The sequence below is a fragment of the Pseudomonas sp. FG43 genome, from assembly GCF_057809175.1.
Genome location: NZ_JBMDJL010000013.1, coordinates 81,824 through 99,232, shown reverse-complemented (window position 1 = coordinate 99,232; position 17,409 = coordinate 81,824). Strand labels below are relative to the sequence as shown.

Genomic DNA, 17,409 nt, shown 5'->3' with positions numbered 1-17,409 from the left:
GTCGCCTTTGTCGTCGCTGGCTTACGCCTTTTTGTTACGAACGTAGAGCACAAGATTGTGATCCACCAGATCGTAACCGTGTCTCTCGACGATTGCCTTCTGCAGCTTCTCGATCTCTTCGTCGAAGAACTCGATCACCTCGCCGGACTCCACATTGACCATATGGTCGTGGTGGCCGCCATCAGCCAGCTCGAACACAGCATGACCGCCGTCGAAATTGTGGCGAACCACCAATCCAGCAGCTTCAAACTGAGTCAGAACACGGTAGACCGTGGCCAGACCGACATCCTCGCTAGCCTCCATCAGCGCCTTGTAGACATCTTCGGCACTCATGTGGCGCTGCTCGGCAGAATCGAGCATTTGAAGGATTTTGACCCGAGGCAATGTCACCTTAAGTCCTGCTTTACGTAGTTCGCTATTTTCAACCATGGTCAGCTTTCTCGCAGACGCTGCTTCGCAGCTTCTCTTAATGCAGGTATGATCCGGGTTTACGTTGTCCCAGCCAAGATAGTGGAAGTCGCCCACCGATGCAAAACACCAAGCTCTTGCTAACCAGTTTCACCCTTGTGGGACTGCTCGCACTCGCCGGTTGTTCATTCCCCGGGGTTTACAAAATCGACATCCAACAGGGAAATGTCGTTACGCAGGATATGATAGACCAGTTACGTCCCGGAATGACCCGGCGACAAGTACGGTTTATCATGGGCAACCCCCTGCTGACCGACACATTCCACACTGATCGCTGGGACTACCTGTACAGTCTGCAGCCCGGTGGCGGTGAACGCCAACAGGAACGCATCAGCCTGATCTTCAATGGCAATGACCAACTGGTCAGCCTGTCCGGAGACTTCATGCCCGGCGTGAGCCGTGATGAAGCCATTCTTGGCAATCGCAGCAACCAGACAGTCCCGGCTGAAGCCCAGCCACAGCAGGCACCCGAAGCACCAGCCAAGCCAGGCTCGCTGCTGGACCAGATCCAGAAGGATGTGGACAGCGTCGAAACTGTTCCGGTCCCTGTGCAGGAACCTCTGGAAACAACTCCGCATTAATCGGAAACAGTTTCAACAAGAAAGCCCGGCATGCCGGGCTTTTTGCTGTCTGGAGTTTGGAAAAACTCAGGGCATGGCATCTCTGTTCAAGCGTGCCTTTGCAGCACGCAGGCGCCGCACCTCCATCGGGTCAGCCAGCAGCGGGCGATAGATCTCGATGCGATCACCCGCCTCAAGCACACGCACCGAAGGATCTTTCACCACCTTGCCAAAAATGCCCACAGGGCATTGAGCCAGATCCAGTTCAGGAAATTGCTTCTGTATGCTCGAAACGACAAGAGCCTGCTGCACCGATGAGCCAACAGGCACAGCAACGGCGAGCAACACCTGATGATCGACGGCGGCATAAACCACCTCGATCTCGATCATCTCATCAGACATGAAGCTCTTTGGCTCGCTGGCAAAAGGCGTCTACAAGGGTATTCGCGGCCTGATTGAACAGCGGGCCCAAGGTGGCACGCACAATGGAGCCAGCATAATCGAAGGTAAGGTCCAGGCTGATCTTGCAGGCCTTTTCACCCAGCGGCTTGAATGTCCAGACGCCATGTAACTGGTTGAAAGGTCCTTCCACCAGATCCATCACAATGGACTCTCCTGGCACGAGCACATTGCGCGTTACAAATTTCTGGCTAAGGCCACCTTTGGCGACCTCCAGACTTGCGCGCATGAGCGTCTCGCTTTCTTCAAGCACCACCGACGAAGAACACCAGGGCAGAAACTCGGGATAGCGAGCCACATCATTGACCAGGTCGTACAGAAACCGGGCCGGATACGGCAAAAGAGCCGAGCGCTGAATATGCGTAGTCATGTGAGCGTCATTTCCAAAGCTGAGCGGCAAACAAAGAGTAAGCATTGTCCGGGATTCATCCATCGTGCTCAAGCGCACGCTTTCCCGTAGCCGACATTGAAGCAACTCCCTATAATGCCGCCCCTATGGCTAAGCTCAAGAAACATCCCACAGGGACCATCGCGCAAAATAAAAAGGCGCGTCACGATTACTTCATCGAACACAAGTTCGAGGCCGGTCTGGTCCTGGCTGGCTGGGAAGTAAAAAGCCTGCGTGCCAACAAGGTACAGCTGGTCGACAGTTATGTGCTGCTCAAGGATGGCGAGGCCTGGCTGATGGGCAGCCATATCACGCCGCTCAAGACCGCCAGCACACACGTCATCGCTGACCCGACACGCACCCGCAAACTGTTGCTGAACCAGCGCGAGCTTGAAAAGCTCACAAGCTCGGTGCAGCAGAAAGGTTATGCCTGCGTAGCCCTTTCCCTTTACTGGAAGCAGCACTTGATCAAGTGCGAAATTGCTCTGGGTAAAGGCAAGAAGGAATACGACAAGCGCCATACCGAGCGAGAGCGCGATTCGGATCGCGAGCTGCAACGGGCTGTGCGCAGCAAGGGCAAGGACGACTGATCCAAGCCCCTTGTGTGTGAGCGAATTCATTCGCGGATGAATTCGCTACGGTGATCCATCACATATTATTGCGGCGCTCCGCACGCGCTGTGCGTTGAACCTGTTGCCGCACTTCCTCCAGCACTTCCTGCACATAGGTCAGGTGGCGGCTGGACACCTCCCGCGCATCCTCGGCGCGCCCTTCGATAATCGCCAGATACAACTCACGATGCTGCTGAATGAGCATGTCGCGGGTTTCAGTGCGGTGCTGGTACATGCCGCCGATATTGATCACCACATTGCGCTTGAGCAGGTCGAACAAACCACGAATAGTATGCAGCAACACTGTGTTATGGCTGGCCTCGGCAATCGCCAGGTGGAAACTGGCATCGGCAGCGCCCTCCTCGGCCCGGCTCACTTCGTCAGTGCTGGTGTAGCAATCCTGCAACGTATCGAACGCTTCACGCAGGCGCTCGCGATCCACATCGGTGGCACGCAAGGCCGCGTAGTAGGCGCAAGAGGCTTCCAGGGTGTGGCGAAACTCCAGCAGGTCTCGCTGGGCATCAGGGCTGCTTTCCAATAGATGAAGCAAGGGATCGCTGAAGGTCGAGCCCAGGTTCTCGACCACATAGTTACCACCACCCTGACGACTCACCAGCAGCCCCTTGGCCGTCAGCTTCTGGATGGCTTCGCGCAGCGAAGGACGCGAGACACCGAACTGCTCGGCAAGGGCTCGCTCTGCTGGCAGGCGTCCACCTGACTTGAGCGTGCCTTCAAGAATCATTCGTTCCAGCTGCTCGACAATGTCATCAGACAAACGGCGCTGACGCACCTGATCAAAACCCATAACCCCTCACTTCACACCCAGCTCTATTAGCGGGACCGCACATTCTGGCTTATCGCAGGCCTTCAGGCATCAGCCAGATGCAGCAGGCTAACCGCATTTTCCTGCGCACCCGACCAAAGTCCTGACGAGACAAATTGACACATCAATAGCAAGGCTTCTAACCTAGCGATCAGACATTGTAAATTGGTATTACCAATTTTCCAATGCCAGCGTCCGATGGCTGACCTCCATCACGCCGCAAGACCTTTCGATCAGAAAGGCTTGAGCTGGTGAACTGTGCGATTCGTCCACCATGCGCACGACACAGAACACCGGGCCTTACCAAAAACAATTAGGGGCCACCTACATGCAGACTTGGCAACAACTCTATACACCTCTGGGCAGCCTGGGCCTTTCAGCCACCGCTGCGCTCATCCCCATCGTCTTCTTCTTTCTGGCACTGGCCGTCTTCAGGCTCAAAGGCCATGTCGCGGGCAGCATCACACTGGCGCTGTCGGTTCTGGTTGCGATCTTCGCCTTCCAGATGCCTGCCGACATGGCTCCGGCCGCCGCTGGCTACGGGTTCGCCTATGGCTTGTGGCCCATCGCATGGATCATCGTCGCGGCGGTCTTTCTCTACAAACTGACAGTCAAAAGTGGTCAGTTCGAGATCATCCGCAGTTCGGTCATGTCCATTACCGATGACCAGCGCCTGCAAGTGCTGCTGATTGGTTTCTGCTTCGGTGCCTTCCTGGAAGGCGCAGCCGGTTTCGGCGCGCCAGTCGCGATTACCGCAGCCTTGCTGGTCGGGCTGGGGCTCAACCCGCTGTATGCCGCCGGCCTGTGCCTGATCGCCAATACTGCTCCCGTAGCCTTTGGCGCTCTGGGCATTCCGATCATTGTGGCCGGGCAGGTTTCGGGGATCGATGCGTTCAAGATCGGCGCCATGGCCGGCCGCCAGCTACCGCTGCTGTCAGTGTTCGTGCCGTTCTGGCTGATGTTCATGATGGATGGCGTACGAGGTGTCAAAGAAACCTGGCCTGCCGCACTTATTGCCGGCTTCAGCTTTGCAGTCACCCAGTATTTCACCTCCAACTTCATTGGCCCCGAGTTGCCGGACATCACTTCGGCGCTGGTCAGCATCGTGTCGCTGACACTGTTCCTGAAAGTCTGGCAGCCGCAACGTGCTTCGGACGCGGTCGTCGTCAGCGGTGGCTCGGCAGCTGTCGCGGGCAGCTCCGGTGGTTTCGGCCAGCCACGCACCACCGTCAAGTCGCCCTACAGCCTGGGCCAGATCATCAAGGCCTGGTCGCCCTTCCTGATCCTGACCGCCATGGTCACGGTCTGGACGCTCAAGCCCTTCAAAGCGATGTTCGCGGCGGGTGGTGCTCTGCAAGCCTGGACCATCAACATCGCAGTCCCGTATCTGGACCAATTGGTGATCAAAGGCACGCCCATCGTTGCCAAGGCCACCGCCATGCCAGCGGTCTACAAGTTCGACCTGATCGCCGCGTCGGGCACAGCGATTCTGTTCTCGGCCATCCTGGCCATGATCGTCTTGCGCATCAGCCCTAAGATTGGTCTGACCACTTTTAAAGAAACCCTGATCGAGCTGCGCTGGGCCATCGTCTCCATTGGCATGGTGCTGGCCTTCGCCTTCGTCATGAACTACTCGGGCATGTCCTCGACACTGGCGCTGGTGCTGGCTGGCACGGGCTCTGCGTTCCCGTTCTTCTCGCCGTTCCTCGGCTGGCTGGGCGTGTTTCTGACGGGCTCCGATACTTCGGCCAATGCCTTGTTCGGTTCCCTGCAAGCCACTACTGCCCACCAGATCGGCGTCAGTGACGTGTTGATGGTCGCCGCCAACTCCAGCGGTGGCGTGACCGGCAAGATGATTTCGCCGCAATCCATAGCCGTGGCCTGCGCCGCGACAGGGCTGGTCGGCAGGGAATCGGACCTGTTCCGCTTCACCCTCAAGCACAGCCTGTTTTTCGCCACCATCGTGGGCTGCATCACTTATGCACAGGCCTACTGGTTCACCGGCATGATCGTTCACTGATTACAAAAAGACGCGAAGCCCTGACGCCGGCCCCAACCACCGGCGTCAGCCATTCATGCCCTGAGCGGATAACCGGGCCCACCCGGAGAAACACCTGATGAGCGAGCTTTTCTACAACGCCTCACCCAATGCCACCCGCGTCGCGCCACCGCGTCATGGGCCACGGCAATACCCGACTGAAAAACCGCAGCGGGTTTACCTGTTCGGCACCTGCGTGGTCGACCTGTTTTTCCCTGACGCCGGGATGGACGCCATTCACCTGCTCGAACGCGAAGGTATCCAGGTCGACTACCCTCAAGAACAAAGCTGCTGCGGACAACCGGCCTACACCAGTGGCTACACCGAGCAGGCCCGGGAAGTGGCACGCGCTCAACTGGCGCTGTTCGCGGGGGACGATCCGGTCATCGTGCCTTCTGGCTCTTGCGCCGGAATGTTTCGCGAACATTATCCCGAACTGTTCAAGGACGAGCCTCACACCCTTGAGCAGGTTCGCGCCCTGGCTGCACGAACCTATGAGCTGACCGAATTCCTGCTGTTCGTCTGCAAGACCCGACTGAACGATCAAGGCCAACCGATCAAGATTGCCCTGCACACCTCCTGCTCGGCGCGTCGTGAAATGAACACCCACCTGCATGCTCGCGAACTGCTGTCGCAACTGGGCAATGTCGAGCGTGTGGATCACGATCATGAAAGCGAATGCTGCGGCTTCGGTGGGACATTCAGCGTGCGCATGCCGGATATTTCCGGAGCGATGGTGGCCGACAAGACACGCGCCCTGAAGGAGTCCGGTGCAGACCAGATTCTCACCGCCGATTGCGGCTGCCTGATGAACATCAACGGCTCACTGGAAAAACAACGCGAATCCCTGCGCGGCCTGCATCTGGCCAGCTTCTTGTGGCAACGTACCGGAGGACAGCGATGAACACGCAAACCCGGATTCCGGCCGTGGAAGTCGAGACAGACTTCCGCTCCCGCGCCCATCAGGCCCTTGGCGACACCCAGTTGCGCGGCAACTTCCGACGCGCCATGGACTCGCTGATGACCAAGCGTGCAGCAGCCTTCAGCGACCCCGAAGAACGTGAAGACCTACGCGAACTGGGCAATGCGATTCGTGCACGGGCCTTGTCCAGGCTGCCGGATCTGCTGGAGCAGCTTGAACGCAATCTGATCCGCAACGGCGTGAAGGTGCATTGGGCCGAAACCGTCGAGCAGGCCAATGACATCGTGCTCTCCATCGTCAACGCCCACGAAGCCAGACAGGTGATCAAAGGCAAGTCGATGGTCAGCGAAGAGATGGAAATGAACGACTTCCTGGGCGAGCGCGGCGTCGAGTGTCTGGAAGCGGACATGGGCGAATACATCGTGCAGATGGACCACGAAAAGCCCTCGCACATCATCATGCCGGCCATCCACAAGAACGCCGGTCAGGTGGGAAAACTGTTCCATGAAAAGCTGGGTGTCGATTACACCACCGACGTCGACCAGTTGATCCAGATCGGCCGTCGTGTGCTGCGCCAGAAATTCTTTGAAGCGGATATCGGCGTCTCCGGCGTCAACTTCGCGATAGCCGAAACCGGCACCTTGCTCCTCGTCGAGAACGAGGGTAACGGGCGTATGGTCACCAGCGTACCACCCGTGCATATCGCCGTGACCGGCATCGAGAAAGTCGTCGAAAACCTGCGCGACACCATCCCCTTGCTGTCACTGCTGACCCGCTCGGCACTGGGCATTCCGATCACGACCTACGTCAATATGATCTCCGGCCCGCGCAAGCCCCACGAACTGGATGGCCCGCAGGAAGTGCATCTGGTGCTGCTGGACAACGGCCGCACCCAGGCCTTTGCCGACAGCGAATTGCGCCAGACCCTGAACTGCATTCGTTGCGGCGCATGCATGAATCATTGCCCGGTCTATACCCGCGTCGGCGGCCACACCTACGGCGAGGTGTATCCCGGCCCCATCGGCAAGATCATCACGCCGCACATGGCGGGCCTGAGCAAAGTGCCAGATCACCCCAGCGCCTCATCGCTCTGCGGTGCATGTGGCGAAGTCTGCCCGGTGAAGATCCCGATTCCCGCCTTGCTGCGCCGCCTGCGCGAAGAAAACGTCAAGGCACCGGATGCACCCGACCGCGTGATGCGCGATCAGGGTCGCAAGTACTCGCGCAAGGAACGCCTGATCTGGAATGCCTGGTCGAAACTCAATACCTCGCCGGGCCTGTATCGCGCATTCGTTTACCTCGCCACACGCTTACGCAGCCTGATGCCTGGCGATGTCGGGCCATGGACACAAAACCATAGCGCCCCAAAGCCCGCAGCCCGCTCCCTGCATGAAATGGCACGCGAGCATCTGAAAAAGCGGCCCGGAGAACTCTGATGAGCGCCAAGCAAAACATCCTCGCCAAACTGCGTCAGAGCCTGACAGGAACGACGCCGATTACTGACAATTTCAATGAAGCCCTGGTGACAGCCCCCTGGACCTACGCTCCTGAAGAGCGGGTCGCCCAGCTACGCAAGCTGATGGAGGCCGTGCATACGGAAATCCACCTGTGTACGGAATCGGACTGGCCCCGAAGGCTTGGCGAACTGGTGCATGATCGCCAACTGCCCAGCCTGCTGATCGCACCCGGCACCGTCCATGGGCAGCGTGTCGCCGGACACTGGGCGACGCGCCCCGAACTGCCACCGCTCAAGACTTACGACCGCCCCATCGAGCAATGGAAGAAAGAGCTGTTCGATGACACACCAGCCAGTTTCACCGGCACCGTCGGGGCGATTGCTGCGACTGGCAGCCTGATCATCTGGCCGACCCGCGAAGAGCCGCGCTTGATGAGCCTGGTACCGCCTGTGCATTTCGCCCTGCTCAAGGCCAGCGAGATCTACGACAACCTCTGCGAAGCCCAGCGCAAACAGGACTGGACCGGCGGCATGCCGACCAATGCCCTGCTGGTTTCCGGCCCCTCCAAGACTGCCGATATCGAACAGGTGCTGGCTTACGGCGCCCACGGCCCCAAAGACCTTGTGGTCCTGATAGTGGAAGACGCATGAGCCTGTCAGAAAACTTCATCCGCGAAGCCCGACGCCTGATCCCCGAAAACCGCCGCTTCGACGATCCTCTTTCGACACTGGCCTTCGGCACCGACGCCAGCTTCTATCGGCTGATCCCCAAGCTGGTGATCCGGGTCGAGTCCGAAGACGAAGTGGTGGCCCTGCTCAAGCTGGCCCAGACCGAAAAAGTCCCGGTGACCTTTCGCGCAGCAGGCACCAGCCTTTCCGGCCAGGCCATCAGCGATTCGGTATTGCTGGTGCTGGGCGATAACTGGAACGGCCGCGAGGTCCGCGAACAGGGCGCGCAGATTCGTCTGCAACCCGGCGTCATCGGCGCACAGGCCAATGCCTGGCTGGCGCCGTTCGGACGCAAGATCGGGCCGGATCCGGCATCGATAAACGCCTGCAAGATCGGCGGCATCGTCGCCAACAACGCCAGCGGCATGTGCTGCGGTACAGCGCAAAACACCTACCACACGCTGGCAGGAATTCGTCTGGTGCTGGCTGATGGCACACGCCTGGATACCGAAGACCCGGCCAGCGTGCAGGCCTTTCGCGCCAGCCATATCGTCTTGCTGGAACAACTCGCCCACTTGGGCCGAAAAACCCGCGCCAACACCGAACTGGCCGCCAGAATTCGCCACAAATACCGCCTGAAAAACACCACGGGCCTGTCACTCAACGCCCTGGTGGATTTAGATGAGCCACTGGATATCCTCAGCCATTTGCTGGTCGGCTCCGAAGGCACGCTGGGCTTCATCAGCGCCGTGACCTACAACACCGTGCCCGACCATCCGCACAAGGCCTCGGCCTTGATCGTCTTCCCGGACGTGGAAACCTGCTGCAACGCCGTCACCGTACTAAAAAGCCAGCCGGTCGCCGCCGTCGAACTGCTGGACCGACGCAGCATGCGCTCGGTGCAGGACAAACCCGGCATGCCAGCCTTTGTCCGTGAACTCTCGGAAAGCACCTGCGCGTTATTGATCGAAGCACGGGCAGCATCCAGGGTTTTGCTGCATGAACAACTGGCACAAATCATGGCGTCGCTGGCGTCCTTCCCCGTCGAGAAACAGGTCGACTTCACCGAAGACCCGCTGGAAAACGCACGCCTCTGGGCCATTCGCAAAGACACCTTCCCCGCCGTCGGAGCCGTACGCCAGACCGGCACCACGGTCATCATCGAAGACGTCACCTTCCCGGTCGAACAACTGGCCATTGGCGTGCGCCGCCTGATCGCGCTGTTCGACAAACATCACTATGACGAAGCCATCCTGTTCGGCCATGCGCTGGAGGGCAACCTGCACTTCGTCTTTACCCAGGGCTTCAACAACCCCGAAGAAATCGCCCGTTATCAGGCCTTCATGGAAGACGTTGCAGAGCTGGTGGCCGTGGAGTTCGGCGGTTCACTCAAGGCCGAGCACGGGACCGGGCGCAACATGGCACCCTTCGTCGAAAAGGAATGGGGCAGCGACGCCTATCAATTGATGTGGCAACTCAAACGCCTGCTCGACCCCAACGGCATTCTCAACCCGGACGTGGTGCTCAGCAACGACCCGCAGATCCACTTGAAGCACCTGAAACCGCTGCCCGCTGCTGACGAAATCGTCGACAAGTGCATTGAGTGCGGCTTCTGTGAACCGGTCTGCCCTTCCAAAGGCCTGACCTTGAGCCCGAGGCAACGCATCGTCATCTGGCGCGACATTCAGGCGAAAAAACGCGCCGGAACCGACACCCAGAAACTGGAGCGCGATTACCACTATCAAGGGATCGACACCTGCGCCGCCACCGGCCTGTGCGCCCAACGCTGCCCGGTTGGCATCAACACCGGCGAACTGGTCAAAAAGCTGCGCCATCAGGAAGCACACCATGCCAGGACAGCCAACTGGCTGGCGCACAACTTCAAGACAGCGGTACAAGGCGCACGCTTTACCCTGCATGCCGCCAACGGCGCGCGCATGCTGCTGGGTGCGCCGCGACTGGCAAAACTGTCAGCAAAACTGAGCAAGCTTTCAGCCGGCCGCATCCCGCAATGGACACCGGCCATGCCACAGCCGGAACAGGCCATACGCTTCACCCCGCCCATCGAGGACCAACGTCCCAGAGTGGTTTATCTGGCAGCCTGCGTCTCTCGCGTGATGGGGCCTGCGGCCACTGATCGCGAGCAAACCTCACTGCTGGACAAGACCCGTGGCCTGCTGGAAAAAGCCGGTTATCAGGTCGTCTTCCCGGACAATCAGGACAGCCTGTGCTGCGGCCAGCCTTTCGCCTCAAAGGGCTACAACCAGCAAGCCGACGAGAAACGCCAGGAACTGCTGGCCGCGCTGATCAAAGCCAGCCGCGGCGGGCTGGACCCGATCTATTGCGACACCAGCCCTTGCACCCTGCGACTGGTACAAGACCTCAAGGACACACGCCTGGATCTCTACGACCCGGTGCGATTCATCCGCACGCACCTGCTGGACAAACTCACCTTTACCCCGCAACAGGAACCCATTGCCGTTCACGTCACCTGCAGCACCCAGCACCTTGGCGAAAGCCAGGCACTGATCGAACTGGCTCGCCTGTGCAGCGTCAACGTGGTCATCCCGGAAGGCATACATTGTTGCGGATTCGCCGGAGACAAAGGCTTCACAACGCCCGAACTGAACGCCCACGCCTTACGCTCTCTCCAGGGTGCGGTGCAGTACTGCAACGAAGGCATCTCCACCAGCCGCACCTGTGAAATCGGCCTCTCGCAGCACAGCGGCATCGACTATCACGGGCTGGTTTACCTGATCGACCGGGTGACGCAGGCGAAATCCGCATGATGGCAACAGGCATTACAGGCATGAAAATAAATAGAACCCCTGCGTTTCAGCACAGTCCACCCTTGTAAGCCCGTATTTGAATGGGCTTCCCCAACCCATGGGCAAAGAGCCCAAGCGACCGGTAATCAAGGAGAGACATATGAAGCGTACCGCCCTGACTGGACTACTCCTCAGCTCTGTCATGCTGGCTTCCCCGGTGTTCGCCGCCGATGACTTGTGCGGCAGCAACTTGCAGACCATCAAGGACGCCCAGGTTTCCACCAACGTGAACCTGAGCCCCGACCTGAAACAGTCCCTGGCAAAAACCGAAACCGACGCACGGGCCGCCCAGGCCAAAGGCGATAAAAAAACCTGCATCGAACTGACCACCCAAGCCATCACCGAACTGAAAAACCTCGGCTCGGGCAGCGAAGGCGGCAACCGGTAAGAAAGCGCCTGACAAGGCCAGCCAGCGCGCTGGCCTTGTCGGCAAAGCAAGACGCGGGTCGACGCGCCCCATCAATTGGCGTAGACTCCCGCCCAATGACTGCGAAAGCAGTCTCGGGGCCGATTAGGATTCGACGCCGGTGATGAAACTTTAGGTGCATGCCGACTTGGTAACAGAAGTCGTAAATCCACTGTTGCAACTTTCTATAGTTGCCAATGACGAAAACTACGAGGGCTACGCTCTCGCTGCGTAAGCGGCGCGACTAGCTCTTCTGGTAGCTTCGGCTCCAGCAATCATCAGGGGATGCCTGTAAACCCGAAATGATTGTCATATAGAACAGGATCGTCGCTTAGGACGTTGTGGCCGACGCGACTAAAACTTACACAGCTCGCCCAAAGCACCCTGCCCGTCGGGTCGCTGAGGGTTAACTTAATAGACACGGCTAAGCATGTAGTACCGACAGCGGAGTACTGGCGGACGGGGGTTCAAATCCCCCCGGCTCCACCAAATCTGACAAATGAAGACGCCTTAGGGCGTCTTTTTTTGTGTCTGGAATCCGATGAATGCGGGGGCTTTCAGGGCTGCGGGGGCTTTCCAGTTTTTTGAGTTCCAGCGTTTTTTGTATTCCAAGGCATTCGGTGCTATTTTTTGGATTTATGTCGCCACCTTGTCGCCACGCGTCAGACCAGCAACGACGCGGGTTGTCGCCACTGTCGCCCCCTAGCCCCTGCTGACTGAGCAACTGCATTAGGAAGGGGCGCAGCTGCAACACTAGGAGAACACCCTCTTGGCCTGCCCGGCACACTGGCAGCAGGTGGACAGGCTCAGCCCACACTGGAAATCCCTGCTGCTTTTTCTGCAAACAAACGGATGCGTCTTGGATAGAAGGCACACCAGCCTCAACAATTGACAAAACGATTGCTCTCAAATAAGGATATCAAATGAAAGCCAGATTTTTGCCCCCTAGAGTCGGGCATTATGGAAATCTCGTATGGTGTAGAGAAGAGTTCTTAAATAAAAATGCTGAAATATCAAGCTCACTTAAAAAACTGAGAAACCTTGGGTACTGGGCAAGTGTATTTCCAGAAGGCGACGGCGTGACATTTAGCGCACCAAGCTTTACTACCGACGAAGACGACAGAAATATACTTGAAGACTTCAGGAACTGCTTCGACTGGATTGATATTGAGCAAGCTCAGTCTCACGATTCCAATACCGAAATAGCCGAACTGGAGAAAGATAACAGGACATTAAACTGCACAATTATAATCCCTCTAGAAAAAATCCACATACAAAAAACCTTAACCTTGGGAAAGTATACATATTTCTGCCGCAAAGAATTCGACCAAGAGCCCTACGAGCGGCTATCCGATTTAGAAACTGAGTACGTACAATTCAACTGCAAACTAAACTATCGAGACTTACTAAGGCTCAATCGCACCATAGACCATAACGACTACGTTATAAATAAATGCTTATCTTTAGCAGAACATGCTTTAGACATCATTAGATACTCCCACAGTTCCTTTAAAAATAAAGCATTTACGCCAAATCCGGCTGGACAGCGCGACGATGGCTTTTATGATGTCGAAATCATCCCATCTGAGAGAACACACTTGAAACCGCTGAAACTTAGCGGAATATCAAAACCACTATCGGTTAGTAATAATTGGCTAGGCCCCCAAGTCGACGACCTATTCTATCCAGGCACTGACTACTTAGCCGCTATCTACAATGAAGAAATCACAAACGAAATGTCCTCATCCGTAACTTCATCATTACGCTCGTGCAGGCAGTCGTTTTACTCGATTGGTAGCGAGTCACAGTTCTTAAATCTTTTATTTACACTCGACGGCCTTGCCGATCCTGAAAAAAAATGGACAGGATGGAAACATCGGAGTTACATAGCCGCACTTATTTGCGAACGCTCCCCTAACAAATTCCACTCCATCCTTGAGGAATTTGACCGCATATATAACGACATCCGAAACAAACTAGTTCATGAAGGAAGAGATTTTTACCAGCTCCCAGACAATCCGGACGACGTATCCGAGACGATATTTTGCTATATTAAAAAAATAATCCAGCTAATTGCTGACGAGGGCTTCTCTAATAAATCCGAATTAAAGCAATATGCCATGACGCTATTAAAGGAACAGATATATGAAGACAAATGTCATGAGGTCGTTCAACGGGTGTCTATAGCTCGAGAAAAAAAACCTGAGTATCCTTCATGGTAGGTTTATACTACGAGCAGACCTTTAATTTTTCGGTGAGTCACAAGCCCTTCCCAAACACTTTCAAATAATTTTTGGTCAGACCACTAATTTTATAAACAGCTTGTATCCCATTGCACCTAAAGGTGGTCTGCCCCCAGCTTTCCTGCATTGTTTTCTAGTTAAAATTGAAATTCCACGCCATTAATAGCATCTAAAAAAGCAAACAATGGAGTTCTCAAGGCCGACAATAAATTCAGTAGCGCTTACGACAAGCCATACCCCCCTATCATTACGGGAGGTACCAATCGATAATACCTCGCACATGATAAGGCGCTTCATAAACAGTGCTTTTAAATACTATATTTGACTCAGATATAGATTGCACATAATTGGTGATCTCTTCTATATCTTCAGGCGCAAAACCGTAACGCATAAGTAGCATATGCATCGAATTATTTGTTCCAAACCTTAACAATTCAATCATCTTGTCTGCACGGGCATCAGCGGTCAACGTTTTGTAGACTTTAAAAGCGGCCATAAAAACGTCCGACAGGGAGAAAGATATGACCTGATCTAGATAGTCATATGTATCAAAGACGATCACATCGTAACTGACATCAGTTGCGGGCGTTCCATCCTTGTGAAGTGAATATACATAAAGACCACTATGAGGCAACTTATGAGCTGGCTGAGAGAACTCAGCGGCGCCACGGCGTCCAAAGCTCCTACGTGATATACGGCTATATCTAATCCCTACAATCTCCTTAAATGATCGTCCTTGAAACGTTTGAAGCATTATACTGATTGCACTTTCAAAGACATTCATCTCTCCCTTGCCTAGCTCTCTGTCCAAAGAACGCTCAAAGATAACTAAAAAATAGTCGTTCAAGCGAATTCGGGTATCACGATTTTCATCCCCCTGAAGGACACTTCTAATAGTCAAATTTGAGCCATAAAGCACACCCAATATTTCTTTGGCAGCGTCAATAACTTCAGGAGAGGATAATCTATCAATTTTTGTAGAGGGCAAATGGAGTTCGTCGTCAAATGTCCCATCTTTCATCGAGTCTAAGAGCTCGGCGTTATCACTATTTTCATCATACGGCTGATCTATGACTGAGCTTTCGTTCAACAAAAATTTATCGTTAATCCTAGTAATGAACAGATCAGCGCTTCTTGTAAATACATATCCGTAATCAAATATCGCTTGTTTTGAAAGCCGTCCCGCTCGCCCAATCAAATTTTTAAATGAAAGTGACTTCTCTTCATCACTCTCGCCTTGAAATCGCATATTGTCTAGCCAAACGATATCAAAGGGCATGTTTACACCCTGAGCAAGGGTACTGGTTGCAAAACAAATTTTTGCAAAACCTGCCCGAATGAATTCTTCGACCAAAAATCGAACTTCTAATGGAACTGACCCATGATGGATGACTACTCCTTTTTGTAGTAGTTCAACCATTCTTGAGCGGTGGTCAGTTTTGTTGGCGCCAAGCAAATTCTCGACGGAAATTATTATCTGCCTGGCCTTAGGATGCGTAACGATAGGAAACTTTTCTATATACTCTTCATACCCCTCTAGAAAGAAGCCATTATAAATAGATGCTTTGGACACATAAATCAAAACTGAATGATCACCACTAAAAGCAAAAGATTCAAATCCCCCCTCAAACTTTATACAATTGCGTAGAAGATTGCCTTTCTCTTCAAAAGGTGAAAATATATAGCAGTTGCCATTTGAATGCTGGAAGACACAAATTTTTCCAACTGTCCCGTGAGTGTAAGACCTAGCATAACCATTAACTTCAGGAATATCGTGCTTCTTAAACTGAGCGTCAGGATTATCCACAAAAGGATGAGCAAATATAAGTTTTGCTGATGAAAATGTTTTTTGTATTCGCCTTACTAAAACATCAAAAATCACACCCCGCGACCGATCTTCAGAAACGTGTGCTTCATCAAAGAAAAAAACTCTTAGATCCAGCTTTGCTGAAGTTGTAAAAAGATCTCTAGCTCGCTCAGGGGTCAGCACAAATATTCTACGAGGATTTCGACTTGTAAAAATAGCGTCAACAAATGGAGTAATCATTACTCCCTTATCGCCATCAAACCTTTCCTTCATAGTATTTATATATTCAGCAATCAAGGCTCTAGAAGGTACAACAACAACTGCATCACCCTCTTGCTCAGCAATGAAATCCCGAATCGAATAGGACTTCCCAGCACTAGTTGGTGCCGATATTGATATAAACTGCTTGCTATCAATAGCTCGACTAACACTTGCCTGCACGGGAGTCAAGTACCCTCCGTAGGATTTTTTATGAGCTTCACCTATGGAAGATAGAAGCAAAGAGTATAGATTCTCAGGCCTAATCACCTTATAGAAAAGTCCTAGCGCGGAGATTATTCGCTCTTCAAGCTGAGAAAACACATCCGGATGAAACACTCTATATAAAGATAAAGTTTCTAATATACCTGAATCAATCGGCCCCACCCTATGAACTTCATCAAGTACTCCAACCATATCTTCAAAAGGAGTTAAACTATTTTTAATCAATCTAACCTTCATGAGTCACACCAATCATATAAACAAATTTCACGCTATGATTTTCAGAAAACTCCGCAGCTTTCTTTAGTGCATTTCTATATACTGTGAGCTGATCATCAGCATGAATCGAAAACGCTGCAATAACACCATGAACGTTATTATCAAGATTAGAAATCCCTTCACTTGTAGCTAGACTTACTAAGTGAACCCTATCTCGTTTGTGTTTTTTTACCGTAACAAAATCTCCAGCTTGTTTTAGCGCACGCCCATACGAAGTAGTACTTGAGCAATACTTCGCCTCTCCAAAATTTATGATATGGCTAGGGCATATACTATGAAAATCGAAGCCCTCATTCTGTTTAGCTTGAGGCTTCCAAAGCTCCGCGATGGGTATGAGAGTGTGTTTGAAAACAACCTCAAGAGCTTTGGCCGCTCCCATTGAGACCATTAGCTCACCAAATTCTTCAACGACAGTGTCTTCTCTTTCAGCAGCTTTAAATATTTCGACGAGAAGCTGTGCGGTTTCTTGAACAGTGTATTCATAGGAGGATCTGGTGCCGGCATCCAAGGTCATCATCCATGAAGTATCCACTACAGACTCGGAAAGCACCTTGGCTATTTTTGATATCTGGGACACATGAACATGGCAGAGTTTTACGAAGTCAATTCCATTTGCATTGAATACCTCGGTGAACTCACACCCCCAGCTAGAATCTGGAAGCATCCCACCATAAGTTATCGTCATGTAGATTCCTCCTTGAAAATCAGGCTAAAAATAGGAAGGACGCCACAAAAGTCTGCGGATCTTATGGGGTCTGGAATTATAAGAAAGAAGGAATGCGGAAGAAAAGCGAACCCTAACTGACGAGAATCAGCTCTAAGCGAAAAGCAAGGCACGTCCACTCTATAGGTAGTCTTAGCCACAAATCGAATCCCTGACTAGGCACATCGCCATCACGGATGAGGCTAGCGCGCTAAGCTTAGAAGGTAAAGAGCCTGCCGTGACTACATTGGTCTATTTTTGGAAAATTA

General features: G+C 53.7%; 15 protein-coding genes and 1 other RNA gene. 10 read left to right on the top strand and 6 right to left on the bottom strand.

Going from position 1 to position 17,409, the window contains the following annotated elements:
* Window positions 1-21 precede the first annotated feature (21 nt).
* The gene (fur, locus tag ACODS3_RS16545; RefSeq protein ID WP_025258484.1) at window positions 22-429 is read right to left on the bottom strand and encodes a ferric iron uptake transcriptional regulator; all 408 of its coding nucleotides are present in this window, start codon (window positions 427-429) and stop codon (window positions 22-24) included.
* Window positions 430-527: 98 nt separating this feature from the next.
* Here fur and ACODS3_RS16540 point away from each other — a divergent pair, with 98 nt between their 5' ends.
* On the top strand, window positions 528-1,049 hold the full coding sequence (locus ACODS3_RS16540; protein ID WP_201020550.1) for an outer membrane protein assembly factor BamE: 522 nt from the start codon (window positions 528-530) through the stop codon (window positions 1,047-1,049).
* Window positions 1,050-1,115: 66 nt separating this feature from the next.
* On the opposite strand, the gene ACODS3_RS16535 is transcribed toward ACODS3_RS16540, so the two are convergent.
* Together ACODS3_RS16535 and ACODS3_RS16530 are read right to left on the bottom strand one after the other, a co-directional pair.
* A complete protein-coding gene (locus ACODS3_RS16535) occupies window positions 1,116-1,430 on the bottom strand; it encodes an RnfH family protein (protein WP_489035305.1) in 315 nt (104 codons plus the stop codon).
* Window positions 1,423-1,857: a type II toxin-antitoxin system RatA family toxin gene (locus tag ACODS3_RS16530; protein WP_201005553.1), complete on the bottom strand. Its 435-nt coding sequence runs from the start codon at window positions 1,855-1,857 to the stop codon at window positions 1,423-1,425. Before ACODS3_RS16530 ends, ACODS3_RS16535 begins: the two co-directional genes overlap by 8 nt.
* Before the next feature lie 125 nt (window positions 1,858-1,982).
* Here ACODS3_RS16530 and smpB point away from each other — a divergent pair, with 125 nt between their 5' ends.
* Window positions 1,983-2,465: an SsrA-binding protein SmpB gene (smpB, locus tag ACODS3_RS16525; protein WP_025258480.1), complete on the top strand. Its 483-nt coding sequence runs from the start codon at window positions 1,983-1,985 to the stop codon at window positions 2,463-2,465.
* 58 nt (window positions 2,466-2,523) lie between these two features.
* On the opposite strand, the gene ACODS3_RS16520 is transcribed toward smpB, so the two are convergent.
* Window positions 2,524-3,291: a GntR family transcriptional regulator gene (locus ACODS3_RS16520; RefSeq protein WP_201020553.1), complete on the bottom strand. Its 768-nt coding sequence runs from the start codon at window positions 3,289-3,291 to the stop codon at window positions 2,524-2,526.
* Between the two features lie 346 nt (window positions 3,292-3,637).
* Here ACODS3_RS16520 and ACODS3_RS16515 point away from each other — a divergent pair, with 346 nt between their 5' ends.
* From ACODS3_RS16515 to ACODS3_RS16480, 8 genes are all read left to right on the top strand, one after another.
* Window positions 3,638-5,329, top strand: a complete 1,692-nt coding sequence (locus ACODS3_RS16515) for a lactate permease LctP family transporter (RefSeq protein WP_489035302.1) — start codon at window positions 3,638-3,640, stop codon at window positions 5,327-5,329.
* Window positions 5,330-5,426: 97 nt separating this feature from the next.
* Window positions 5,427-6,251: a (Fe-S)-binding protein gene (locus ACODS3_RS16510; RefSeq protein WP_201020555.1), complete on the top strand. Its 825-nt coding sequence runs from the start codon at window positions 5,427-5,429 to the stop codon at window positions 6,249-6,251.
* A complete protein-coding gene (locus ACODS3_RS16505; RefSeq protein ID WP_201005561.1) occupies window positions 6,248-7,705 on the top strand; it encodes a LutB/LldF family L-lactate oxidation iron-sulfur protein in 1,458 nt (485 codons plus the stop codon). Before ACODS3_RS16510 ends, ACODS3_RS16505 begins: the two co-directional genes overlap by 4 nt.
* Complete coding sequence (locus tag ACODS3_RS16500) at window positions 7,705-8,376, top strand: LutC/YkgG family protein (RefSeq protein WP_201020556.1); 672 nt, start codon at window positions 7,705-7,707, stop codon at window positions 8,374-8,376. The genes ACODS3_RS16505 and ACODS3_RS16500 overlap by 1 nt, the downstream gene beginning before the upstream one ends.
* A complete protein-coding gene (locus tag ACODS3_RS16495) occupies window positions 8,373-11,183 on the top strand; it encodes an FAD-binding and (Fe-S)-binding domain-containing protein (protein WP_489035299.1) in 2,811 nt (936 codons plus the stop codon). The genes ACODS3_RS16500 and ACODS3_RS16495 overlap by 4 nt, the downstream gene beginning before the upstream one ends.
* A gap of 139 nt (window positions 11,184-11,322) precedes the next feature.
* Window positions 11,323-11,610, top strand: coding sequence for a hypothetical protein (locus ACODS3_RS16490; RefSeq protein WP_025258473.1), 288 nt, complete (start codon window positions 11,323-11,325; stop codon window positions 11,608-11,610).
* A 115-nt stretch (window positions 11,611-11,725) separates the two neighbouring features.
* Window positions 11,726-12,117, top strand: a transfer-messenger RNA (tmRNA) gene (ssrA, locus tag ACODS3_RS16485).
* Between the two features lie 434 nt (window positions 12,118-12,551).
* Entirely contained in the window at window positions 12,552-13,850 is a 1,299-nt protein-coding gene (locus ACODS3_RS16480; protein ID WP_489035297.1) for a hypothetical protein, read from the top strand.
* Window positions 13,851-14,118: 268 nt separating this feature from the next.
* Here the strand turns inward: ACODS3_RS16480 and ACODS3_RS16475 are convergent, their stop codons facing one another.
* Entirely contained in the window at window positions 14,119-16,398 is a 2,280-nt protein-coding gene (locus ACODS3_RS16475; RefSeq protein ID WP_489035295.1) for a DEAD/DEAH box helicase, read from the bottom strand.
* Entirely contained in the window at window positions 16,388-17,122 is a 735-nt protein-coding gene (locus ACODS3_RS16470) for a hypothetical protein (RefSeq protein ID WP_201005569.1), read from the bottom strand. The genes ACODS3_RS16475 and ACODS3_RS16470 overlap by 11 nt, the downstream gene beginning before the upstream one ends.
* Between the last annotated feature and the right edge of the window lie 287 nt (window positions 17,123-17,409).